This window comes from Ralstonia sp. 22111, assembly GCF_052045895.1.
GTDB classification, from domain to species: Bacteria; Pseudomonadota; Gammaproteobacteria; order Burkholderiales; family Burkholderiaceae; genus Ralstonia; species Ralstonia wenshanensis.
Map to the genome: position 1 here is coordinate 1 of NZ_JBQEPR010000007.1, position 21,590 is coordinate 21,590.

Consider the following 21,590-nt stretch of genomic DNA (forward strand, 5'->3'; position numbering starts at 1 on the left):
GGTGGGTGGCTCCTCACTCAACCAGAGGCAAGACAATGGATCAACCGACCCAAGCCGTACCCATCCCACGCGGGCATCGCCCTGCAAATTGCTGTTCCACCTGCATCGCGCAACGTCCTCCGTCCGGAGGTGCCCGATGAGCCTTGAGACCAACATCCTGTATGCACAAGGCGCCCTGAGCGCGCGGGATTATCTGCGGCGCACGCAGATGCACATGAAGATGCACCGCCAGTTCGAGCCGCATACGCTGCGCTTTGAGCTTCAGTTCCACGTCAAGGACAAGGCCCTCGATTACCAGGCCGGGTTCATGGACGCGATTGGGGCCTACATGCTGACCACGCTCGATGGTGTGACAGTTGACCTGTACCGGTGGGAAGTGCTGCAAGTGCTGGACCGCGTGAACCGCAAGAAGAAATAACTAAAACAGCAGTACAAGCGAACCCGCGACGGGCGGGGGCGCTAGCGGAGACCGAATTTTTTGGCAGGGGGCTGTAGCCCGTTAAGCAGGTGACGACGGACTCCAACAAGCCACCAGTGCAGCGGGAAATCCGAATGCCAATGATGCAGTTTCAATCCCACCCCTCCACGCCCGGCACCCGCATCCCCTCCACCTCCGGCAAGTCAATCCCAAAGTACTCAGCCAAGAGCCCACGCAATGCGCGCCGGTCTTCCAGTTCGAATCTGTGCGGCGTATTCCCGCGCCAGATCGTGGCGTCCCGATTCATCACCGTCACGCGCCCTTCGTCGGTCAACGAGCGCATGAGGATGCGGTTCATGAACGGCGACGTCGGATACGTGCTCGTGTAGTGATTCGCCATTTCGAAATCGATGGGGTAGTCCTGCTCTAGCGTGGTGACCCAGGCGTCGACGGGTGTGTCGCTGCGCACCTGGGCGCGGAGTATCCAGTGGTCTTTGTCGCGCACCATCCAGTGCAGTTCGCCATCGATATTGGCCTGCGTGCCGTCCAGGGGCACAGGCACACGCGGGGCCAGCCCGCCGAAACCAGGATCGATGACGAAGGTGCCCTCCGGCAGCGGTACCGTCAGAAACATGTGGGTGCGGGGCGCCTCAGGACGCGGCGTCTGGATGATCACACGCGACGAGTGGCGGGTCGGCTGAAAGCCAAGCTGCTCCAGCACGGCTGCAAACAAGGTGGCGTGTTCAAAGCAGTAGCCACCGCGGCGTGCGTGAACGAGCTTGTTCTGCAGGCTTTCCAGGTCGATGCGGATGCCGCGCCCGAGCAGCACGTCGAGGTTCTCAAACGGAATGTGCCGCATGTGCGCGTGCACCAACTGCGCGAGCGTGTCGTAGCTGGGGCGGGTGCTTCCGCCCCATTGGATGCGGTTGAAGTAGGCGTCCAGGTTGAGTTGCGATGTCACGTGTTGTCTCCTTGTGCGCCCGGGGGTGACGCTACGTCAGCCCGGTTTGCGGCGGCGGAATTGCTGTTCGGTTACGGTGCTGCCCCACTGCGTGCCGGCCTCTTCCTGCGTGAGTTGAAAGCCGAACGATTCGTACAGGTGGCGGGCTGCGTCCAAGCCTTTGAAGGTATTGAGGTAGGTCTCGTCAAAGCGCGCATCGACAAAGCGCATGGCTTGCGACATGAGCTTACGGCCAATGCCGGTGCCCCGCAGTGAATCATCCACGATGAACCAGCGCAGGTGTGCAACGCGCGTGTCCGAGTTTCCATCAATGGCGAGGGATGCAAGGCTGCGGCCGTTTTCCACGCACAGCCAGAGCGCCTTGTCGGGGTCGGGCAAGGTTTGCGCAAAGTCGGCGAGTTCCTTGGCGACGCGGCGCTCGAAGAACACGCCAAAGCCCCAGTGCTGCGCATAGAACCGGCCATGCAGGCTGGCGATGTCGCCAATGCAGCCGGGCACGTAGCCTTGCACGATCTGGGGGCCGGCATCGGCGGCGGCTTGCTCGGGCTTGTGGTCGTTGTCATCGGCCAGCGCGCTGACGTATTGCGACAGCGATGCAACCAGCCGTTGCTGATCTGCCGGGGTCAGGTGGCGCAGCGCATTGGAGACCTGCCCGGAGGCAAAGGTGTCGATCTTGCGCCGCAGTTGCTGGCCGTCTTTGGTGAGGTGCAGCTCGGAAGATCGGGCGTCGTCTGCGCAGGTGCGGCGTTCGACCAGCCCGGCGGATTCGAGCCGGGTGACCTGGCGGCTGGTGCTGGATTTGTCCAGCCGCAGGCGTTCGGCCAGGTCGCGTGCCTGGATGCCGGGCGTGCCGGCAATCTCAAGAATGGCGTGAACGGCAGACGGCGGCAGGTCGCTCTCAGCCAGCGTGTTGCGCATGAAGCCGAGTTCGCGAACGAGCTTGCGCGAAATCTCCCGCAGCTCGCGGATGGTCTGCTCGCGTGATTGCGTGGGCGCTTCAATGAAGTCCATACCGGCCTCGATTAGTTGTTTCGCGCAACCAATATAGTTGCACGAAACAACCTTTTCAAGGCGCGGCGGTGCTGCGGCGGGCAGCGCCTAAAGGGCTTGTCGCCAGTGCTCAGGCAAACGCGGGCCGGCTGGCTCCATCTGACAGACGGAATACCGACACCGCGCGGCGCAGCGTCGTCGCCTGCTCTTCCAGCGATTGCGCTGCTGCGGCGGCCTGCTCGACCAACGCGGCGTTCTGCTGTGTGACTTCGTCCATCTGCGTGACGGCCTGGTTGACCTGCTCGATGCCCCGGCTTTGCTCGGCAGAGGCGGCGGCAATCTCAGCCACGATCTCCGACACGCGGCGGATGGCATCCTTCACTTCGCTCATGGTCTCGCCCACCGCAGCCGCCTGTTGCGAGCCCGCCTGCACCACGGCAACGGAGTCGCCAATCAGCCCCTTGATTTCCTTGGCGGCAGAGGCCGAGCGTTGCGCAAGCGTGCGCACTTCGCTGGCGACGACGGCAAAGCCCCTGCCCTGTTCGCCTGCACGGACGGCTTCCACCGCAGCGTTCAGCGCGAGGATGTTGGTCTGGAAGGCGATGCCTTCAATCAGCCCCGTGATCTCGGAGATCTTGCCCGAGCTGGTGCTGATCTGGTCGATCGTGCCGACCATGGCCTGCACGGCCTCGTTGCCGGCCTGCGCGATCGTGCTGGCGCTGGAGGCAAGGCTGTCGGCCTGAGCGGCGTTCTCGGCGTTCTGTTTCACGGTCTCGGTCAACTGCGTCATGCTCGACGCGGTTTCCTCCAACGATGCGGCCTGCTGCTCCGTGCGGGCAGACAAATCAATGTTGCCGGCCGCAATCTCCTTGGACGCCACCGTCACGGATTCGGCCGATACCTTGATGCCGCGCACCGTCTCGGTCAACTGCCGATCCATCGTGCGCAGTGCGGCCAGCAGCTCACCAAACTCGCCCCGCGTGTCGATCACGATGTTGTTCTCCAACTGCCCGCCGGCAATGTGGTTGGCAACGTTCACCGCACGGCTGAGCGGGCGAGAGATCGCGCGCAGCAGATACCAGCACATGCCCACGCCCACTGCAAACCCCGCGCACACCAGCACAACGGCCATGCTGAAGATGGAGTGGTAGGTGGCTTCGCTATCGTCGACGGACGACTTGGCCTCTTCCAGGTTGACGGCAATGTCTTTTGTGAGCAGATCGCTCACGGCCTGTCCGGAGGAGGCATGGCGGTTGATGATCTGCGCCGCCACGTCGTGGCGGCCGGTTTGCAGAGCCTCAATCGCTTCATTCGTTGCGGTGTTGAATTGCGGCAGGGCACCGTTGATCTTGCTGGCGACATCGCGTTCTTGTTCGCTCGTCACGCTGGCGGGGTAGTACTGCTTCCACGCGCCGTTGATCTGGTCCAGATCCGTGCGGATGGTGCGCACGGCCGCTGCAACTTGCGCGGCATCGTCGGTAAAGACCTGCGCGCGCCGCAGTTGCAGGCGTATATCCAGTTGCCTGCTGCGAAGCTCGGCAAGCTGCGCGATGGGCAGCGTGTTGCTGGTATAGGCGGCGTTGATGTTGGCGTTCAGGCGCATCAGGCCCCGCACCCCAAACACACCGGTGGCGAGCAACAGCGCCAGACACAGACCAAACGCCCCGAGCAACTTGAAGCGCACCGAATGCACGATAGACGGCATGATTTCCCCCCGACTTGTTTATCCGGAGGCACGTGCCCCGGATTTATGGATGTTCTACATCTGCATATCGGTAGGCCGCGAAATACCTTAAGTGCGTGAGGCAAAGCGCCCACATCGCGCCCTGCACCGGTGCATGCATTACGGATTCGAGTGCGTGAGGGGAGACATCCGAGGGCCGGCCCGCCCGAGCGACGGGCCGACATCGAGCAGGAAGAATGCGTGCGCCTAGTTGAACGGTGGCACGGCGTGCGACTGCATGAGCATGGCCGAGGCGGGCGTGTCCTTGGCCGGTTCGTTTGACCGCTGCGCCGGCCTGTGCGGGCTGGACGGCGGCAATGACGCCCCCCGTTGCACGCGGCCCAGGAAACGCTGCATGAGGCAGAACACGCACAGCAACACCCCAATGGCGATGCGCGCCCACCACGAGCTGAGTGTGCCGTCAAAGGTGATCAACGACTGGATGACGCCCAGCAAGAGCACGCCCACCACACTGCCGCTGATGAGCCCCACACCGCCGGTGAGCAACGTGCCGCCGACCACGGTGGCGGCAATGGCATCCAGCTCCATGCCCTGCGCGTGCAGGCCGTAGCCGGAGAGCATGTAGAACGTGACCAGCACGCCGCCCAATGCCGAGCAGAAACCGCTGAGCACATAGACGAGGATGCGCGTGCGCGCCACCGGCAAGCCCATCAGCAAGGCAGAGCGTTCATTGCCGCCCAGCGCATAGACCGTGCGCCCGAAGCGGCTGCAATGCGCGAGCCACGCCGCAGCGGCAAACACCACCAGCGCAATCACCACGCTGGGCGACACGTAGTTGCCGCCGCCCACCTGGATCTTGTATTGCGACAGCGTGGTGTAGATCGGGTCGGTAATGCTGATCGAATCAATGCTGATGAGGTAGCACAGCCCCCGCGCGAGGAACATGCCGCCCAGCGTGACGATGAACGGCTGGATGCGGAACACCTGGATCAGTACGCCCATCATCAAGCCGAACAGGCACCCAACAGCCAGCACGAGCGGCACCACCACGCCAATCGACCAGCCGTGATGTTCGACCAGCGCGGCGGAGATCATGGTGGTCAGCGCCACCACCGCCCCCACTGACAGATCGATGCCGCCCGACAGAATGACGAACGTCATGCCAATGGCAACAACCATCAGGAACGCGTTGTCGATCAGCAGATTGAGAAACACCTGCACGCTGAAGAAGCCCGTGTAAGTCACGGACCCAAAGCCGAACAGCAGCGCAAACAGGAACAGCGTGACGTAGAACGGCAAGCGCCGTGGATTGATTCTCATGACTGCGCCCCTGCACGGCTTTGGCGTTGAAAGAACATGCCGCGAAACGCTTCCGATTGCGCCAGGCACACGGCAAACACCACCACGGCTTTCACCACGAGGTTGATCTCGGGCGGCACGCCCATGGAGTAGATCGCATAGGTGAGCGTCTGGATGATGAGCGCGCCGATCACGCTGCCCCACAGGCTGAACTTGCCGCCTGCCAGCGAAGTGCCACCCAGCGTGACGGCCAGGATGGCGTCAAGCTCCAGCAGCAGCCCGGCGTTGTTGCCGTCCGCGCTCTTGACGTTGGAGCAGATGATGAGCCCGGCAACGCCGGCCATGGCGCCGCAGAACGCATAGATGCCAAACAGCAGTGCCTTGGTGTTCAGCCCGGCAAGCCGCGCGGCCACGGGGTTGATGCCGACGGCCTCGATAAACAGGCCCAGCGCGGTGCGATGCATCAACAACAGCAGCAGTCCCAGCACAGCGGCGGCGATGTACAGCCCGAACGGCAGCCCGAACAGATAGCCGTTGCCCACGAAGAAGAACGGCTCGTAGTAGACGGTGATGATCTGCCCGCCGGTAATGAGCTGCGCCACGCCGCGACCGGCCACCATCAGGATCAGCGTGGCAATGATGGGTTGCATGCCAGCACCGGCAACCAGCAGGCCATTCCACAGGCCGCACACCAGCGCTGCGCCCACGGCAGCGAGCAGCGCCAGCAGCAGCGGCACCTTGGTCACATACACGGGCAGACCGTTCTGCACGACCAGCGTGCCGCCGATGAGCGACGCCGCAATGGCGCCGGAAATGGCCACCACCGCGCCCACCGAAATATCGATGCCACCCACGGCGATCACCAGCGTCATGCCAAGCGATACGAGCATCAGCGGCGCGGCACGGTTGAGGATGTCGATCAGGCTGCCGTACAGGTGCCCACCGCGAATACCGAGGTGAAAGAAATGCGGGTTGAACCACGCATTGAGCAGGCACAGCAGGAGTAGCGTCACGCACGGCCAGAACAATCGGTGGCTGGTGAGTGCGCGCAGGCGGGCGGAGTTCATGCGGCGCCTCCGGTGGTGGTGGGCTGGGTGTTGGACTGGGTGGTGGACTGGCTCGCGGGCACGTCGCCGCCGGCAATCACGTGGCACAGGTTGTCTTCCGTCACATCGGCGCCGGCCAGCTCGCCCACCTTCTTGCGGTCGCGCAGGATCGCCAGCCGGTGGCTCACGCGCAGCACCTCCGGCAGTTCGCTGGAGATGAACAGGATGGCCATGCCCTTGCGGCACTGCGCGGTCACCAGGTCCATGATGTCGAGCTTGGCGGCAATGTCGATGCCGCGCGTGGGCTCATCCAGGATCAGCATGGCGGGGTCGGTCGCCAACCAGCGCGCGAGCACGGCTTTCTGCTGGTTACCGCCCGAGAGTTGGCCGATGGGCTTTTCAGCGTCGGGCGTCTTGATGCCGAGCTGGGCGATGTACTGGTCGGCAATCTCGCGCTGGCGCTTTTTGGGCAGATAGCGGAACAGCCCGCGCTTGGCCTGCAGCGCGAGGATGATGTTTTCGCGAATCGACAGCTCGGCAATGATGCCCTCGGTCTTGCGGTCTTCCGGGCAGAAGCCGATGCCCTGGCGAATGGCGTCACGCGGCGAGCTGAACTGGTGCGACTGGCCCTGCACGTTGATCGAGCCCGCGTCGTTGCGGTCGACACCGAACAGCAGCCGCGCGGTCTCGGTGCGGCCCGAGCCCAGCAGGCCGCCCAGGCCGAGTACCTGCCCGGGGCGGACATCCAGATCGAGCGGCTGCACGACGCCGCGACGGCCCATGCCGCGCGCACTGAGGAATGCCGGCGCGGTATCGTCCACGGCCGGCACCTCGGTGCGCTCGAAGCGGCTTGCATCAATGTCGCGCCCGACCATCTTGTTGATCAGTTGCAGTTGCGGCAGATCGCGCGCGGCGTATTCGCCTTCCAGCCGGCCATTGCGCAGCACGGTAATGCGGTCAGCAATCGCGTACGTCTGCTCCAGAAAATGCGTGACGAACAGCACGGCCATGCCGCGCGCCTTGAGCGTGCGGATGGCGGCAAACAGCCTGGCCACTTCGTCGTCGTCCAGGCTGGAGGTCGGCTCATCCAGGATCAGGATGCGGGCTTCGGTCGATAGCGCGCGCGCAATCGCCACCATCTGCTGAATGGCCACCGGATACAGCGACAGCGGCAGCGTCACGTCGATGTGGATGTTCAGATCGGCCAGCAGCGCCTGCGCGGCGCGATTGGTGGCGCGCCAGTCGATGCTGCCCATGCGCATGGGAAAGCGGCCGATGTGGATATTCTCCGCCACGGTCAGGTTCGGGCAGAGATTGACCTCCTGATACACCGTGCTGATACCGAGCTTTTGTGCCTCCAGCGGAGAGCCTGGAGCGATGGGCTGACCGCCGAGGACGATCTCGCCCGCATCCGGCGCTTCCACGCCGGTCAGCACCTTGATGAGCGTCGATTTGCCGGCGCCGTTCTGCCCCATCAGGGCATGCACCTCACCGGGCAACAAGCGGAAATCGACTTCGGCCAGCGCCTGCACGCCGGGAAAATTCTTGCAGATGCCGCGCATGTGCAGCAGCGCGCCGCGTGCATCTGTCGCGGCGGGTTGATCAACGTGATCCGACATGGGTGTCACCTGTTAACGTGGCGCAGCCGGCAGGGCAAGTCACCGTAACTCGCGCTGCCGGCATGCTCCACTTCAGCTAAGGGCTTGCGAACGCAATTGAGTACGCAATACGCAGTACTCAGTACTTGCGGTTCGGGAACTCCTTGGCCGCCACGTCCATCGGGAAGATGCCTTCCTTGGTGACGATACGCTTGGGCACGGTCTTGCCCGCCAGCACGGCGCGCGCGGTATCCATCAGTTGCGGCCCGAGCAGCGGGCTGCATTCCACCGTGACGTTCAGCTTGCCGGCCATCATGGCTTCAAACGCGCCCTTCACGCCGTCGATGGAGATGATGGTGATGTCCTTGCCCGGCTTGAGCCCGGCCTCTTCAATGGCCTGGATCGCACCGATCGCCATGTCGTCGTTGTGCGCAAACAGCACGTTGATCTTCTTGCCCTCGGCCTTGAGGAAGGCTTCCATCACTTCCTTGCCCTTGGCGCGCGTGAAGTCGCCCGTTTGCGAACGGATGATCTTGTAGTGCGGGTCGGCCTTGATGATTTCTTCAAACCCGCGCTTGCGGTCGATGGCGGGCGCGGAGCCCACGGTGCCTTGCAGCTCGACGATGTTCACGTCGCCGCCCTTGGGCTTGACGTTTTCCAGCAGCCAGCGGCCCGCCTTGCGGCCTTCCTCGACGAAATCCGAACCGATGAACGTGGTGTAGAGCGAGGGGTCCTTGCTGTCGATACCCCGGTCGGTGAGGATGACCGGAATCTTGGCGGCCTTGGCCTCTTGCAGCACGGTGTCCCAACCAGATTCCACCACCGGCGAGAACGCAATGATGTCGACCTTCTGCGCGATGTACGAGCGGATCGCCTTGATCTGGTTTTCCTGCTTCTGCTGCGCGTCGGAGAACTTGAGGTTCACGCCCTGCGCCTTGGCCGTCGATTTGATGGATTCCGAATTGGCGGTGCGCCATTCGCTCTCTGCACCCACCTGGGCAAAGCCCATGGTGAACGACTTGTCAGCCGCGTGAGCCGCTGTGGTCAACCCCGTGGCCAGCAGCACACCGGCTGCGGCCAGGAAGGTCAACACGGTCCGTCTGGCGCTCGCAGCGCTCGTTTTTTCCATCGTTTGTCTCCGTTATGGTGGAACGCAGCCGGAAACTGCCCCCGGGGCTGCGCACGTCGTCTTTGCAACGCGGTACACGAGTCAAACCCGGCATGTGGCGCCCGTCTTCCCTTGCCGGTGATTCGTGGTGAGCCATGGTATTGACAGCCTGACATGACCGTCTAATGTTTTTTTGGGGGTCAAGTGATATCCGTTTTGATATCAGAGACACGTTTGCGCATCGTGCACTGCACCAAAATCGCGCAAGGCGACGGCACCCGTGCGGCCCGTTCAGCCAGAACTGTGGCGGTGGCGCATGCCAAAAACCGAGCATGCATATCGAAAAAGCTTCGTTCCTCTGAATGCGGCTGCTTCTTAGACTGGGCGCACTTGTTATGACGAGTTCCGCGCCCGATGACGACTCTCAATCTGCACCGCCAACCGGCTCCGCCGCTCTATGAGCGCATCAAGGGCACGCTGCGCGAGGGCATTCTCAGCGGCCACTACGCGCCGGCATCGCTGCTGCCTTCGGAAGCGGCGCTGGGCGAGCAGTTCAACGCCAGCCGCATCACCGTGCGTCAGGCATTGGCCGATCTGCAGAACGAAGGGCTGATCTTCCGCCGCCACGGGAAAGGCACGTTTGTGAGCCAGCCGAAGGCTTTCCAGAACGTGACGGCGCTGCAGGGCTTTGCCGAGGCGATGTCGGCACAAGGTCACGCCATTCGCAATCGCGTGCTGAAGTTGCGGACCGTCCCCGCACCGACCGATGTGGCGCAGGCATTGCAACTAGCGCCCGGTACGGCCGTCACGGAGTTGCATCGCGTGCGGTTGCTGGACCAGATGCCAGTTTCCCTTGAGGTGACGTGGCTGCCGGAAGCGCTGGGCAGCATCGTTGGCCGGGCGGACCTCGTCACGCGCGATGTGTTTCTTGTGCTGGAGCAGGACGCGGGCGTGGCGCTGGGCCATGCGACGTTGGCCATCGATGCAGCATCGGCCGATCACGCCACAGCCACGGCGCTCGACACAGGCGCAGGCGCGGCACTGCTGCGCGTGGAACGCCTGACGCATGACGCACGAGGCGCGCCCATCGACTTTGAGCGCCTCTATTTTCGCGGCGACGCCTTCCAGTACCGGCTCCGGCTGGATCGGCAGGTGGCGGCGCGTGCGCAATCCATCCTTCCCCTGCAAGGCACTGTATGAACACGTTGGAACTGGACTACGACCTCGTCGTCGTGGGCGGCGGCACGGCCGGCCCGATGGCAGCCATCAAGGCAAAAGAGCGCAACCCTGCGCTGCGTGTGCTGTTGATCGACAAGGCGCATGTGAAGCGCAGCGGCGCCATCTCGATGGGCATGGACGGGCTGAACAACGCGGTCATTCCCGGGCATGCCACGCCGGAGCAATACACGCGCGAGATCACGCTGGCCAACGATGGCATCGTCGATCAATCGGCCGTGTACGCGTATGCACAGCACAGCTTTGCCACCATCGAACAGCTCGACCGCTGGGGCGTGAAGTTCGAGAAGGACGAAACGGGCGACTACGCCGTCAAGAAAGTCCATCACATGGGAAGCTACGTGCTGCCGATGCCCGAGGGGCACGACATCAAGAAGGTGCTGTATCGGCAGCTCAAGCGTGCCCGGGTGGAGATCACGAACCGCATCGTCGTCACGCGTGTGCTGACGGATGCCGATGGCGCGGCCTGCGGCGTGCTCGGCTTCGATTGCCGCACGGCGGATTTCCTCGTGGTGCGCGCAAAGGCCGTGGTGCTGAGCTGCGGCGCCGCCGGGCGGCTTGGCCTGCCGGCTTCCGGCTATCTGATGGGCACGTACGAGAACCCCACCAACGCCGGCGATGGCTATGCGATGGCGTATCACGCGGGCGCGGAGCTTTCCAATCTGGAATGCTTCCAGATCAACCCACTCATCAAGGATTACAACGGCCCCGCCTGCGCGTATGTGACCGGCCCGCTGGGCGGCTACACAGCCAACGCGCGCGGTGAACGCTTCATCCAGTGCGACTACTGGAGTGGCCAGATGATGTGGGAGTTCTATCAGGAACTGCAGGGCGGCAAGGGACCGGTGTTTCTCAAGCTCGACCACCTGGCCGAAGAAACCATCCAGACCATCGAGACCATCCTGCACACCAACGAGCGCCCCAGCCGTGGCCGCTTCCATGCCGGGCGCGGCACCGATTACCGCACGCAGATGGTGGAAATGCACATCTCGGAAATCGGCTTCTGCAGCGGGCACAGCGCGTCTGGCGTGTATGTGAATGCGCGCGCGGAAACGACCGTGCCAGGCCTTTACGCGGCGGGCGACATGGCCGCAGTGCCGCACAACTACATGCTCGGCGCATTCACGTACGGCTGGTTTGCGGGGCAGAACGCGGCGGACTACATCGCCGGCCGGCAAGGCAGCGTCCGCCCCGATGGCGGACAGATCAAACGCGAACATGCGCGCATCTTTGCGCCGCTGCAACGCGATCACGGTCTGGCCCCCGCGCAGGTGGAATACAAACTGCGCCGCATGGTGAACGATTACCTGCAGCCGCCCAAGGTCACGCGCAAGATGGAAATCGGCCTGCGCCGCTTCGACGAGATTGCCGAAGACATCACGCACCTGCACGCGCGCAACCCGCACGAGCTGATGCGCGCAATGGAAGTCAGCTTCATCCGCGATTGCGCTGAGATGGCCGCGCGCGCCTCGCTCTTCCGCACCGAGAGCCGCTGGGGCCTGTATCACCACCGCGTGGACTACCCCGAACGCGACGACGCCAACTGGTTCTGCCACACGCGCTTATACAAGGACGCACATGGCGCCATGGCCAGCCGCAAGCAGGCTGTTGAACCGTACGTCATCCCTGTCGATGCGCTTGGCACCGATTCCTACGCGCAGATGCGCATTCCGAAGGCTGCATGACCATGCAACAGACGACCGTTCATTTCACCCATACGCCGCACGACATCGCCTCGCGCAGCAGCGCGCCCGTCACCATCGACGAAGCCAAGTGCATTGCCGACAAGGGCTGCACCGTGTGCGTCGACGTCTGCCCGCTCGACCTGCTCGCCATCGACCTGACCAAGGGCAAGGCCTTCATGCAATTCGACGAATGCTGGTACTGCATGCCCTGCGAGCAGGACTGCCCGACCGGCGCGGTGAAGGTCGACATCCCGTATCTGCTGCGTTGAGGTGGCAATGACGACAACCCTCCTGGCGCGCCTGCACGACGCAGACGCCGCCACCCGCCGCGTCGCCCTCCTCCAGCTTGCAGATGAAGAGGATGCCGACGCCCTTCCCGATGTGATCGCGCTACTTGCGCAGGACCCCTCGCCGGAAGTCCGCCTGGAAGCCGCGCGCCTCCTGGCGACGTGGGAACAGCCGGTTACGGTAGCCGCACTCGCCCGCGCGTTGGAAGACGTGGATGGCACCGTGCGTGAGGCCGCGGCAATCGGCCTGGCGGATTTGAAATCACCTGACTCGGCACCCGCGCTGCTGCCTTACGTGGAACACGCTAGCGCCTTTGTACGCGCCGCTGCGTTGCGCGGGCTGCGTGAGTTGCGCGTGCCTGCAAGCGAAGCGCCCGCACTGCACGCTCTGCAAGACGCCGACGCCGCCGTGCGCCGCGAGGCCGTTGCAGTGCTCGGCTGGCGCAAGCATGTGGGCGCATTGCCTGCGCTGGCGGAACGCGCACGTCATGACGCGGATGTCGACGTGCGCCGTGCCGCAGTCGGCGCGCTCGGTCTTGCGACCGATGCCGCCGTGCTGCCCGCGCTGCTCGATGCGCTGCACGACACCGCCTGGCGCGTGCGTGAGGAGAGCGCCAACACGCTCGGCAAGCTGCGGACGCTCGCTCCCGATGCGCAGGTCACGCAGGCGTTGGTCGAGGCGCTGGCCGATGCGTATTGGCAAGTTCGCTTGCAAGCAGCCCGCGCGCTTGGCCGTTGGCGCGCTGCGCATGCTGTTGACGTGCTTGCCGCGTTGCTCACGCACCCGATCAGCAATCTGCGCAAGGAAGCCGCGCTCGCCTTGGGCGAAATCGGCGAAGCCGCTGCGCTGCCCGCCCTGCACAGCGCAGAAACCGACAGCGACCCGGAGGTCGTCAAGGCCGTGCGGATCGCATTGACACAGATTGAGAGCGCCCGTGCAGGCGCCTGAGCGCATCGACAACGACATCGCACAAGGCCGGCTGTGGCTGCACTGGACAGATGCCGTTGTCGCACTCCACCACGCGGCATTGCGCGGGGCGTGCCGCTGCGCGGAGTGCCAGTTCAAGCGCCATCACGGCACGCCGATCAACGTGGCGGCCAACGTGCGGGTTACCGCCGTCGAGCCCGCTGGTTACGGCGTGCAACTGGTGTTCAGCGATGGGCATGCGCGCGGCATCTATCCGTGGGCGTATCTGGCGGAGTTGGCCGCAACTGCAGCGCCGGGCTGACGTTGGCGGCCTCGCTTCCATCAGAAGTTGCCGAACCGGCCGATCCAGGCGGCGGCGCCGTTGCTGTGCCCCTTGATTGCCGCATCCAGTTCAGCGCGCGTAAGCCCATTGGGCAGCGCGTCCGGCGCCAGATCCGTGGCGATCAACACAAAGACGTAGTGGTGCATGCCCGTGCCCTTGGGTGGACAGGGCCCAAGGTACGCTGGCTTGCCGATGGCGTTCTGGCCCATGCGCAAGGCACCGCCGGTGCCGGCACCTTCCGGCAGGCTCGTCTGCGTAGCGGGAATGCCATAGACCATCCAGTGGTTCACGCCCAGGCCACCGGCGCCCTGCGGGTCGGTGGCGATCAGCACGAGGCTGTTGGTGCCGGCCGGCACGTTGGACCAGTGCAGCGGCGGCGAGACGTTCTCGCCCGTGCAGTTGGCGTTGGCCGGGTTCTTGCCGGCGTATTTGCGGTCCATGACGCCGTTGTCGGCAAAGGCAGGCGATTCGACGGTGAACGTGGTATCGGCCTGTGCATACACGTGCGGCACGGCAGACAGGCACGCCAGCGACAACAACGCGCGAAACAGGGTTGGCTTCAAGGCAGGTCTCCTGGCAGGAAAGACAGCGAACGGGCATCACAATACGCGAATGCGCCGCCCGCGCGCACGGGCACAGCCGCACAGAGGGTCGTCAGATTGCCGTGCGACAATACCGCGCCCCAGCGCGCCGCGTGCGCCGCGCGCTTTTGCCAGACCTGACCATAGGAGAACCGGACGCATGTTCGGCGATATCACGCGTTTTCTGCTCGACACGATCTTCTCGCTCTTTGGCGCCGCACTGCTGTTGCGCGCCTGGACGCAAGCGGTGCGGCTGTCGCCGCGCAATCCGCTGTCGCAGGCCATCTTCCAGTTGACCGGCTGGCTGGTGCACCCGCTGCGCCGGGTGATTCCGGCCACGGGCTATATCGATTGGTCGTCGCTGGTGGCAGCCTATGCCACGGCACTTGTGTATCTGTTCCTGCTGCTGGCATCGGTGGGCGTGAGCCCGATGGCGCTCGTGCCGATGGGCTTTGTGGCGGCGCTGTTCACCGTGCTCAAGTGGGCGTTCAACGTGCTGGTGTGGGTGACCATTGCTTCGGCCGTCCTGTCGTGGATGGGGCCGGCATCGCCCATGGGCGCGGTGCTCAACACGCTGGTCGACCCGCTGTTGCGCCCGATCCGCCGCGTGGTGCCGCCGCTGGGCGGGCGGCTGGATCTGTCTCCGCTGATCCTGCTGGTGATTGCGCAGGTGATCGTGATCGCGCTGTCGCATCTGTCGCTCTCGCCATTGTTCATGTGAGCGCGGCACGGGGCTTGCTCGACTGAGGGATATGCCGGCCGCTGCATCTGGCCGGCGACTCAGGAGGACATCATGAACGCATGGAAAACAGCGCTGGTGTGCGCAATTGCCGTGCTGGCACCGACGCTCACGGCGTGTACGGCAGGTGGTGCAGTGGCAGGCGGGGTGGCCGGCCACGAACTCACGCATAGCACGGCCGGAACGATCGGGGGTGCCGCAGCAGGCGCCGTCATCGGCCACGAGCTGAGCAAGTAAACAAAACACCACAGCGGCTGACCAGCCGCTTTTTTTTTTAGGCTTGCGCAAACAAGGCGCGGTAGGCGCTGGGTGACGTGTGATACGTCCGGCTGAAATGCTGCCGCAGCGATACCGCGCTGCCGAATCCCGCCAGTTGCGCAATCGCTTCGACCGGCTGGCGCGTGGTCTCCAGCATGCGCTGCGCATAGGCCAGACGCTGCCCCAGCAACCATTGGCCGACGGTGGTGCCCGTCAGCTCACGAAAGCGCCGCGTGAAATTGCGCCGGCTCATGGCCGCGCGCTCGGCCAGCGAATCGAGCGAATGTGGCTCCGCGAGGTTAGCCACCGTCCAGTTCAACAGATCCGACAGGCGATCGCCGCCGGGCGCGTCGTGCAACGGTTGCTCGATGTACTGCGCCTGACCGCCCTGCCGGTGCGGCGCCACCACCAGCCGCCGTGCAATGCGGTTGGCCACCTCCGCGCCATGCCAACGGCGGACCAGATGCAGGCAGCAGTCCAGCCCGGCGGCCGTGCCTGCAGATGTCACCAGACGGCCGTCGGCAGCGTCCAGATACAGCACATCGGGCACCAGCTTCACACGCGGGTAGCGCTGCGAAAACGCATCGGCAGCGCTCCAATGCGTGGTCGCTTCATGGCCGTCGAGCACGCCACCTTCGGCCAGCACAAACGCGCCCAGGCACAGGCCGACCACCGTGGCACCGCGCGCGTAGGCGTCGCGCACCGCATTCACCATGGCCGCCGGGGGGCGCTCTTTCGTGTCGCGCCAGGACGGCACGATCAGCACGTCGGCGTGGGCGGCGTCTTCGAGCGTGAAATCGGTCTGCACGGCAAAGCCGGCTGTGGTCCGCAGGCCGCCCTTCCTGGCCGGCTCCCCGGCACAGATGCGCAGGTTGTAGGACGGCAGCCCCGCCCAGATGCGGTCTTCAAACACAAGACATGGAACGGACAGGTGAAACGGGCTGATGTCGTTGAATGCCAGAACGGCGATTTCATGGGGCTGCTGCGTTTGCATACGGGCTCCGCGCTTTGGCCCGATTCTTTCGATAAACGTCTTCCGGGCCACTGTCGGGAAGGATAGCCATCCGCGAAGATGCTGTCCACGGGCTCACGCAAATGCCCGATCCAACCGACCTTGAGGAGTCAGCCATGACCACGAACCACGCCCCGAAGCGCGCCCTGATCGTCATCGATGTGCAGAACGAATATTTCACCGGCGGCCTGCCGATCGAGTATCCGGACCCGCAGCAGACGGTGGCCAACGTTGGTGCCGCCATGGATGCCGCACGGGAGGCGGGCATTCCGGTGATCGTCGTGCAGCAAACGTCGCCCGTCAGCTCGCCGCTGTTTGCCATCGACACCGACGGCTGGCAACTGCACGCGGTGGTGGCATCTCGCCCGCATGACCACTATCTGCGCAAACTGCTGCCGAGCGCCTATCCGGAGACGGACCTGGCGCAATGGCTGGAAGCGCGCGGCATCGATACGCTTGCCGTGGTCGGCTACATGACACACAACTGCGATGCGTCGACCATCAACCATGCCCTGCACAACGGCACGGCGGTGGAGTTCCTGCACGATGCATCAGGCGCCGTGCCGTATCAGAACCAGGCAGGCTTTGCGAGTGCGGAAGAGATCCACCGTGTGTTCAGCGTGGTGCTGCAGTCGCGCTTTGCGGCGGTGATGTCGACCCAGGAATGGGTGCACAGCGTGAAGACCGGCGCGGTGCCCGTGCGCGACAACATCTATAAGTCGAATCAGCGGGCGCGGGGGTTGCTCAAGGATGACGTGGCGCAACGGGCAGCCTGACAGATCAGCCGGCCACGCCCTCTTCGGCCGGCAGAAACCCGCGAAACGACACTTCCACCTGTTCCACCATCGACGCCGATGTGGCTTCGCGCAGGGCCGCCAGCAATGCATCGAACGCGCTTTCCACGGAGGCGCGGTCGGTGGCCTGGACCAGGCGCTGGCGGACCGGATGCTCGGCCGAGCTGAACGTGCGTGCCGCAATGTCCATCAGATACATGCGCGCCGCCGCCAGCGAACGCTTGCGCGCTGGTGCGGCGGGGGCACGCGCCTCGGGTGCCTCGGGCTGCGGCTCGGCCACCTGAACGAAAACTGGCTCGCCGGCAACATCGGTTGCGCTCTGAATGAACCCAGCCTGCATCAGCTCGAACACGGCCTGTGCCTCCAGGCCGAGCTGACCGGCACGCACGGCAAGGTCCTCGCCCGTGACTTGCCCGTCCACCATGATGAGCAACGCGCGGCTTGAGCGGCTGAGCACGCCGCTGCGCGTGGCGATTTCCCGCCGCCCTGCGTCTGTCTTTTCGAATCGTGCAGATAACCCCTGCATGGCAGCCCCCTATCCTCCCCCGAAGATCGGCACAACATAGGGCGGGTTGTTTGCAGAATCGTGAAACCGGGGCGGCTTTTCTTCGGCGGCAAACGGCAAACGCTTGCACTCAGATGGATGTCGGAAAATCCAGACACCCTCCCCCGAAGTGGGGCTGACAACGCGCACGCATCATTGAGACGGCACTCCTGAGCGTGGCCCGACACTGCTTCGGGAGCCCGCTCTTGCCTGCATCCGCTTCCACCTCTACCATGCGTTGTTATCGGTAACAACATTGACGCGCAAACCGTCGATAACCACCACGCCGATTCCCCGCAGAGGGAACCCTGCTCCACATAACAACCGAGACACCATGCCCGCCCAACCTCCACGCAGACTGCGCAGCCAGCTTTGGTTCGATGATCCGAACCACGCAGACATGACTGCCCTCTATGTCGAACGCTTCATGAACTACGGCCTGACACGCGAAGAGCTGCAGTCGGGCCGGCCGATCATCGGCATTGCACAAACGGGTAGCGACCTCGCGCCGTGCAACCGGCACCACCTTGAGCTGGCACAGCGTGTGAAGGCCGGCATACGCGACGCGGGCGGCATCCCGATGGAATTCCCCGTTCACCCGCTGGCAGAGCAAAGCCGCCGCCCAACTGCCGCGCTCGACCGCAATCTCGCCTATCTCGGTCTGGTCGAGATCCTGCACGGCTTCCCGCTTGACGGCGTTGTGCTGACCACCGGTTGCGACAAGACCACGCCCGCCTGCCTGATGGCCGCCGCCACGGTCGACCTGCCAGCCATCGTCCTGTCTGGCGGGCCGATGCTGGATGGCTGGCACGAGGGCAAACGGGTCGGCTCCGGCACTGTCATCTGGCATGCGCGCAACCGACTGGCTGCCGGCGACATCGACTACGAAGGCTTCATGGAGCTGACCACCGCGTCGTCGCCATCAATCGGCCACTGCAACACGATGGGCACCGCGCTGTCGATGAACAGCCTGGCCGAAGCGCTGGGCATGTCGCTGCCCGGGTGCGCCAGCATTCCGGCGGCGTATCGGGAGCGTGGGCAGATGGCCTATGCCACCGGCAAGCGCATCGTCGACCTCGTGCGCGAAGACATCCGCCCCTCCAAGATCATGACGCGCGCGGCGTTTGAAAACGCCATCATGGTGGCCTCTGCGCTTGGCGCGTCGACCAACTGCCCGCCTCACCTCATCGCCATTGCGCGCCACATGGGCCTGGAACTGAGCCTCGAAGACTGGCAGCGCCACGGAGAATCGGTGCCGCTGCTGGTGAACTGCATGCCGGCGGGCGAATACCTGGGTGAGAGCTTCCACCGCTCGGGCGGCGTGCCCGCCGTATTGCGGCAGCTGGACGCGGGCGGATTGCTGCGGCGCGATTGCGCCACCGTGTCTGGCCGTACGATCGGCGCGATTGCCGATGCCGCCCCCGACGCCGACCGCGATGTGATTTTTCCTGTGGACGCACCGCTCAAGCATCGCGCCGGCTTCATCGTGCTGTCGGGCAACTTCTTTGACAGCGCAATCATGAAGATGTCGGTGGTGGGCGAGGCGTTCCGGCAGACCTACCTGAGCGAACCCGGCGCGGAAAATGTTTTCGAGACGCGCGCGATCGTCTTCGATGGCCCAGAGGACTATCACGCCCGCATCAACGATCCGGCGCTCGAGATTGACGAACGCTGCATCCTCGTCATACGCGGCTGCGGAACGGTCGGCTATCCGGGCAGCGCGGAGGTCGTCAACATGGCGCCGCCGGCGGCGCTCGTTAAGCAAGGGATCGAATCGCTGCCGTGCATGGGCGATGGCCGGCAGAGCGGCACCTCGGCGAGCCCGTCCATTTTGAACATGTCGCCGGAGGCGGCCGCGGGTGGGGGCCTGGCGCTGCTGCGCACGGGCGATCGCATCCGCGTGGACCTCAACGCGCGCAAGGTCGATGTACTGCTCGACGCGGAAGAGCTTGAGCGCCGCCGCGAAACCGCAACGTTCAGCGTGCCGCAGTCGCAAACGCCTTGGCAGGAACTCTATCGGCAATTCGTCGGGCAGCTTTCGACGGGCGGATGCCTGGAGCCGGCAACGCTGTATCTGAACGTCATCGAGACGCGCGGCAATCCACGGCACTCGCATTGAGGCAGGAAGCAGCCGGCGGCGTGCTGCCGGCTACGCGCTCTCGCGCTCGACCACGCTGAAGTCGATGCGCGAGAGTTTGCGCGCGGCCGTAGCCTCGCCAACGCCCAGCGCGTCGAGCAAGACCTCGCCCGTGCGCAGGCCGATGCCATAGGCATCGACGGAGATCGTCGTGATGGTCGGGTGGCAGCACCACGCCACTTCAAAATTGCCGAAGCCCGCAACAGCGATGTCGCCGGGCACGGACAGGCCGCGGCGGTGGCATTCCATGATGGCGCCGAATGCGGACATGTCGCTCACGCACATCACGGCATCGGTGTCCGGCCAGGCCTCCAGCAAAGCGGCCATGGCAGGCCCGCCGTGGCTCATGGTAATGGGCGATTCGCCCAGGCGGATCACGCGCGGCTCGCCAAGGCCAAGCGCCTTGATTCCGCTCACGTATCCACGCATGCGGTCGGTACCGCGCCGGTCCAGCTCGCTTGCCCCGCACAGGAAGCCGATGCGCCGGTAACCCCGCTTGTGCAGGTGATGCACCATCGCGAGCGACGCCTTGGCGTTCGAGAACCCAACCGCCATGTCGATCGGGCGGTCAGGCAGATCCCACATCTCGACAATCGGAATGCCGGCGCGCTCCAGCAGCGCGCGCGTGCCTGCACTGTGGTGTCGTCCGGTCAACGCGATGCCGCGGGGCTGATGGCGCAGCAGCGACTTCACCAGCGCCTCTTCCTGGTCGAGGTGGTAGTCGGTATCACCCAGCAGCAATTGCAGGCCATGCGGCGCAAGCGCATCCGTCAAGCCGCGCACGGTGTCGGCAAAGTTGGAACTGGCCAGCGAGGGCACCAAGGCGGCGACAAACTCCGATCGTCCGCTGGACAGCATCCCGGCGGCGGCCGTTGCAACGTAACCGAGTGCGTCGATGGCCTGTTGCACGCGTGCACGGGTCTCGGGCGACACGCTGCCGCCTGCAAGCACCCGCGACACCGTCATCTTCGAGACGCCGGCAACGCGCGCAACATCGGCCATGCGAGGAGGAGTGGTGCCGGTGGTCATGAGAAACGCCTACGCGCCAAGGGAAAAGAGGAAAGAAAAATGAGGAGTGGCGATCATAGCGGAACCGCCCACAAAGCAGCCCGTCGCTATGCCTGCGCGAGCGCGCGGCCGATGCGGTCGGCCATGCCTGCAACGCCGACGACAAGGCGCTTCTCCCTGCGGACGTCCAGCCGGCTGACGGGCACGCTGGAACTCACCGCAACGCGCTTTCCCAGCGGTGTGACACCAACGAACGCCGCAAAGCAGGCGAGCCCCGCCACCACCTCCTCGCGCTCCGTCGCCAGACCCCGCGCGCGAATGCTCTCAAGCTCATGGAGCAGATCGGCACGGCGCGTGGTGGTGCGCTCCGTCATGGCGGCAAGACGGGCCGGCAGGAGCGCGCACACCGCTTCATCATCGAGGCTCGCAAGCAGCGCCTTGCCCAGCGCGCAGCAATGGGCCGGCAAGCGCAGGCCGACATCCGATACCAGGCGAACCGGCCGCGGTGCATCCTCCCGCGCGATATAGACGACCTCCGTGCCGTCGAGCACGGCAAGCTGCACGACTTCATTGTGTGCGGCCACGAAGGCGGCGGATTCACGCCGGAACGCTGCCAACAAGCTGTCGTGGCGGAAGTAGGCGTTGCCTAGCTCAAACAACGTCAAGCCGATCAGGTAGCCGTCTGCCCGCTTTTCGATCCAGCGGCGCTTTTCCAGAGACTCCAGCAGCAGGTACAACGTGCTTCTGGACATGCCCGTCGCCTGCGCCAACGCGGCGGGTCGCACAGGTGATGTCGCCGCGCACAGTATCTCCAGCACTTCGTGAATGCGCTTGAGTGCTGGCACCTCATAGTCTGTCTTCACTGGAAACCTACCCGGCTCATTGATTGCCTATTGTCCAATAGGTTGGAAATTACGTCACCGTGTTGGACACCCTGCATCGCCATCTCTACGAT

General features: G+C 64.5%; 22 protein-coding genes. 10 read left to right on the forward strand and 12 right to left on the reverse strand.

What is annotated here, in order from left to right; translation table 11 throughout:
- Window positions 1–136: 136 nt before the first annotated feature.
- Window positions 137–418, forward strand: a complete 282-nt coding sequence (locus ACTJK4_RS17690; RefSeq protein WP_316869418.1) for a hypothetical protein — start codon at window positions 137–139, stop codon at window positions 416–418.
- A gap of 151 nt (window positions 419–569) precedes the next feature.
- On the opposite strand, the gene ACTJK4_RS17695 is transcribed toward ACTJK4_RS17690, so the two are convergent.
- The 7 genes from ACTJK4_RS17695 to ACTJK4_RS17725 form a co-directional block, all read right to left on the reverse strand.
- Window positions 570–1,379: an arylamine N-acetyltransferase family protein gene (locus ACTJK4_RS17695; protein ID WP_440818574.1), complete on the reverse strand. Its 810-nt coding sequence runs from the start codon at window positions 1,377–1,379 to the stop codon at window positions 570–572.
- A 36-nt stretch (window positions 1,380–1,415) separates the two neighbouring features.
- A complete protein-coding gene (locus ACTJK4_RS17700; protein WP_433867832.1) occupies window positions 1,416–2,390 on the reverse strand; it encodes a bifunctional helix-turn-helix transcriptional regulator/GNAT family N-acetyltransferase in 975 nt (324 codons plus the stop codon).
- A 109-nt stretch (window positions 2,391–2,499) separates the two neighbouring features.
- Window positions 2,500–4,074, reverse strand: coding sequence for a methyl-accepting chemotaxis protein (locus tag ACTJK4_RS17705; RefSeq protein ID WP_440818575.1), 1,575 nt, complete (start codon window positions 4,072–4,074; stop codon window positions 2,500–2,502).
- Between the two features lie 225 nt (window positions 4,075–4,299).
- Complete coding sequence (yjfF, locus tag ACTJK4_RS17710; protein ID WP_232039898.1) at window positions 4,300–5,373, reverse strand: galactofuranose ABC transporter, permease protein YjfF; 1,074 nt, start codon at window positions 5,371–5,373, stop codon at window positions 4,300–4,302.
- Complete coding sequence (locus ACTJK4_RS17715) at window positions 5,370–6,419, reverse strand: ABC transporter permease (protein ID WP_440818576.1); 1,050 nt, start codon at window positions 6,417–6,419, stop codon at window positions 5,370–5,372. Before ACTJK4_RS17715 ends, yjfF begins: the two co-directional genes overlap by 4 nt.
- Window positions 6,416–8,017 (reverse strand): sugar ABC transporter ATP-binding protein, encoded by a 1,602-nt coding sequence (locus tag ACTJK4_RS17720; RefSeq protein ID WP_440818577.1) that lies wholly within the window; start codon window positions 8,015–8,017, stop codon window positions 6,416–6,418. The genes ACTJK4_RS17715 and ACTJK4_RS17720 overlap by 4 nt, the downstream gene beginning before the upstream one ends.
- A gap of 118 nt (window positions 8,018–8,135) precedes the next feature.
- Window positions 8,136–9,125 carry an ABC transporter substrate-binding protein gene (locus tag ACTJK4_RS17725; RefSeq protein ID WP_232039901.1) on the reverse strand — a complete coding sequence of 330 codons (990 nt, stop codon included), beginning with the start codon at window positions 9,123–9,125 and terminating at the stop codon, window positions 8,136–8,138.
- 393 nt (window positions 9,126–9,518) lie between these two features.
- Here ACTJK4_RS17725 and ACTJK4_RS17730 point away from each other — a divergent pair, with 393 nt between their 5' ends.
- From ACTJK4_RS17730 to ACTJK4_RS17750, 5 genes are read left to right on the forward strand one after another with little or no spacing between them, the layout of a single operon-like run.
- The gene (locus ACTJK4_RS17730; RefSeq protein ID WP_232039902.1) at window positions 9,519–10,304 is read left to right on the forward strand and encodes a GntR family transcriptional regulator; all 786 of its coding nucleotides are present in this window, start codon (window positions 9,519–9,521) and stop codon (window positions 10,302–10,304) included.
- Window positions 10,301–12,025, forward strand: coding sequence for a fumarate reductase/succinate dehydrogenase flavoprotein subunit (locus ACTJK4_RS17735; protein WP_440818578.1), 1,725 nt, complete (start codon window positions 10,301–10,303; stop codon window positions 12,023–12,025). Before ACTJK4_RS17730 ends, ACTJK4_RS17735 begins: the two co-directional genes overlap by 4 nt.
- Before the next feature lie 2 nt (window positions 12,026–12,027).
- The gene (locus tag ACTJK4_RS17740) at window positions 12,028–12,294 is read left to right on the forward strand and encodes a 4Fe-4S dicluster domain-containing protein (RefSeq protein ID WP_232040204.1); all 267 of its coding nucleotides are present in this window, start codon (window positions 12,028–12,030) and stop codon (window positions 12,292–12,294) included.
- A 7-nt stretch (window positions 12,295–12,301) separates the two neighbouring features.
- Window positions 12,302–13,261 (forward strand): HEAT repeat domain-containing protein, encoded by a 960-nt coding sequence (locus tag ACTJK4_RS17745; RefSeq protein ID WP_322019049.1) that lies wholly within the window; start codon window positions 12,302–12,304, stop codon window positions 13,259–13,261.
- Complete coding sequence (locus ACTJK4_RS17750; RefSeq protein WP_322019050.1) at window positions 13,248–13,541, forward strand: DUF971 domain-containing protein; 294 nt, start codon at window positions 13,248–13,250, stop codon at window positions 13,539–13,541. The genes ACTJK4_RS17745 and ACTJK4_RS17750 overlap by 14 nt, the downstream gene beginning before the upstream one ends.
- A 20-nt stretch (window positions 13,542–13,561) precedes the next feature.
- Here ACTJK4_RS17750 and ACTJK4_RS17755 read toward each other — a convergent pair whose 3' ends face one another.
- Window positions 13,562–14,125, reverse strand: a complete 564-nt coding sequence (locus ACTJK4_RS17755; protein WP_322019051.1) for a YbhB/YbcL family Raf kinase inhibitor-like protein — start codon at window positions 14,123–14,125, stop codon at window positions 13,562–13,564.
- Between the two features lie 178 nt (window positions 14,126–14,303).
- Between ACTJK4_RS17755 and ACTJK4_RS17760 the strand changes: the two genes are divergently transcribed.
- Complete coding sequence (locus ACTJK4_RS17760) at window positions 14,304–14,864, forward strand: YggT family protein (protein WP_024978452.1); 561 nt, start codon at window positions 14,304–14,306, stop codon at window positions 14,862–14,864.
- A 72-nt stretch (window positions 14,865–14,936) separates the two neighbouring features.
- On the forward strand, window positions 14,937–15,119 hold the full coding sequence (locus ACTJK4_RS17765; protein ID WP_092972145.1) for a glycine zipper 2TM domain-containing protein: 183 nt from the start codon (window positions 14,937–14,939) through the stop codon (window positions 15,117–15,119).
- Between the two features lie 37 nt (window positions 15,120–15,156).
- Here ACTJK4_RS17765 and ACTJK4_RS17770 read toward each other — a convergent pair whose 3' ends face one another.
- Window positions 15,157–16,134 (reverse strand): GlxA family transcriptional regulator, encoded by a 978-nt coding sequence (locus ACTJK4_RS17770; RefSeq protein ID WP_440818579.1) that lies wholly within the window; start codon window positions 16,132–16,134, stop codon window positions 15,157–15,159.
- Window positions 16,135–16,268: 134 nt separating this feature from the next.
- On the opposite strand from ACTJK4_RS17770, the gene ACTJK4_RS17775 reads away from it, so the two are divergent.
- Entirely contained in the window at window positions 16,269–16,928 is a 660-nt protein-coding gene (locus tag ACTJK4_RS17775) for a cysteine hydrolase family protein (protein ID WP_440077392.1), read from the forward strand.
- Between the two features lie 4 nt (window positions 16,929–16,932).
- Here the strand turns inward: ACTJK4_RS17775 and ACTJK4_RS17780 are convergent, their stop codons facing one another.
- Window positions 16,933–17,472, reverse strand: a complete 540-nt coding sequence (locus ACTJK4_RS17780) for a hypothetical protein (RefSeq protein WP_440077393.1) — start codon at window positions 17,470–17,472, stop codon at window positions 16,933–16,935.
- Window positions 17,473–17,824: 352 nt separating this feature from the next.
- On the opposite strand from ACTJK4_RS17780, the gene ACTJK4_RS17785 reads away from it, so the two are divergent.
- Window positions 17,825–19,609 carry an IlvD/Edd family dehydratase gene (locus tag ACTJK4_RS17785; RefSeq protein WP_440077394.1) on the forward strand — a complete coding sequence of 595 codons (1,785 nt, stop codon included), beginning with the start codon at window positions 17,825–17,827 and terminating at the stop codon, window positions 19,607–19,609.
- A 30-nt stretch (window positions 19,610–19,639) separates the two neighbouring features.
- On the opposite strand, the gene ACTJK4_RS17790 is transcribed toward ACTJK4_RS17785, so the two are convergent.
- On the reverse strand, window positions 19,640–20,656 hold the full coding sequence (locus ACTJK4_RS17790) for a LacI family DNA-binding transcriptional regulator (protein WP_440818580.1): 1,017 nt from the start codon (window positions 20,654–20,656) through the stop codon (window positions 19,640–19,642).
- Window positions 20,657–20,742: 86 nt separating this feature from the next.
- Window positions 20,743–21,498, reverse strand: coding sequence for an IclR family transcriptional regulator (locus ACTJK4_RS17795; RefSeq protein ID WP_322019055.1), 756 nt, complete (start codon window positions 21,496–21,498; stop codon window positions 20,743–20,745).
- Between the last annotated feature and the right edge of the window lie 92 nt (window positions 21,499–21,590).

What these genes read in the sequence shown, in the direction of transcription:
- ACTJK4_RS17690 (WP_316869418.1), top strand. Translation starts at nt 137, where the DNA reads ATGAGCCTTGAGACCAACATCCTGTATGCACAAGGCGCCCTGAGCGCG.
- ACTJK4_RS17700 (WP_433867832.1), bottom strand. Translation starts at nt 2,390, where the DNA reads ATGGACTTCATTGAAGCGCCCACGCAATCACGCGAGCAGACCATCCGC.
- ACTJK4_RS17705 (WP_440818575.1), bottom strand. Translation starts at nt 4,074, where the DNA reads ATGCCGTCTATCGTGCATTCGGTGCGCTTCAAGTTGCTCGGGGCGTTT.
- yjfF (WP_232039898.1), bottom strand. Translation starts at nt 5,373, where the DNA reads ATGAGAATCAATCCACGGCGCTTGCCGTTCTACGTCACGCTGTTCCTG.
- ACTJK4_RS17715 (WP_440818576.1), bottom strand. Translation starts at nt 6,419, where the DNA reads ATGAACTCCGCCCGCCTGCGCGCACTCACCAGCCACCGATTGTTCTGG.
- ACTJK4_RS17720 (WP_440818577.1), bottom strand. Translation starts at nt 8,017, where the DNA reads ATGTCGGATCACGTTGATCAACCCGCCGCGACAGATGCACGCGGCGCG.
- ACTJK4_RS17725 (WP_232039901.1), bottom strand. Translation starts at nt 9,125, where the DNA reads ATGGAAAAAACGAGCGCTGCGAGCGCCAGACGGACCGTGTTGACCTTC.
- ACTJK4_RS17730 (WP_232039902.1), top strand. Translation starts at nt 9,519, where the DNA reads ATGACGACTCTCAATCTGCACCGCCAACCGGCTCCGCCGCTCTATGAG.
- ACTJK4_RS17735 (WP_440818578.1), top strand. Translation starts at nt 10,301, where the DNA reads ATGAACACGTTGGAACTGGACTACGACCTCGTCGTCGTGGGCGGCGGC.
- ACTJK4_RS17740 (WP_232040204.1), top strand. Translation starts at nt 12,028, where the DNA reads ATGCAACAGACGACCGTTCATTTCACCCATACGCCGCACGACATCGCC.
- ACTJK4_RS17745 (WP_322019049.1), top strand. Translation starts at nt 12,302, where the DNA reads ATGACGACAACCCTCCTGGCGCGCCTGCACGACGCAGACGCCGCCACC.
- ACTJK4_RS17760 (WP_024978452.1), top strand. Translation starts at nt 14,304, where the DNA reads ATGTTCGGCGATATCACGCGTTTTCTGCTCGACACGATCTTCTCGCTC.
- ACTJK4_RS17765 (WP_092972145.1), top strand. Translation starts at nt 14,937, where the DNA reads ATGAACGCATGGAAAACAGCGCTGGTGTGCGCAATTGCCGTGCTGGCA.
- ACTJK4_RS17770 (WP_440818579.1), bottom strand. Translation starts at nt 16,134, where the DNA reads ATGCAAACGCAGCAGCCCCATGAAATCGCCGTTCTGGCATTCAACGAC.
- ACTJK4_RS17775 (WP_440077392.1), top strand. Translation starts at nt 16,269, where the DNA reads ATGACCACGAACCACGCCCCGAAGCGCGCCCTGATCGTCATCGATGTG.
- ACTJK4_RS17780 (WP_440077393.1), bottom strand. Translation starts at nt 17,472, where the DNA reads ATGCAGGGGTTATCTGCACGATTCGAAAAGACAGACGCAGGGCGGCGG.
- ACTJK4_RS17785 (WP_440077394.1), top strand. Translation starts at nt 17,825, where the DNA reads ATGCCCGCCCAACCTCCACGCAGACTGCGCAGCCAGCTTTGGTTCGAT.
- ACTJK4_RS17790 (WP_440818580.1), bottom strand. Translation starts at nt 20,656, where the DNA reads ATGACCACCGGCACCACTCCTCCTCGCATGGCCGATGTTGCGCGCGTT.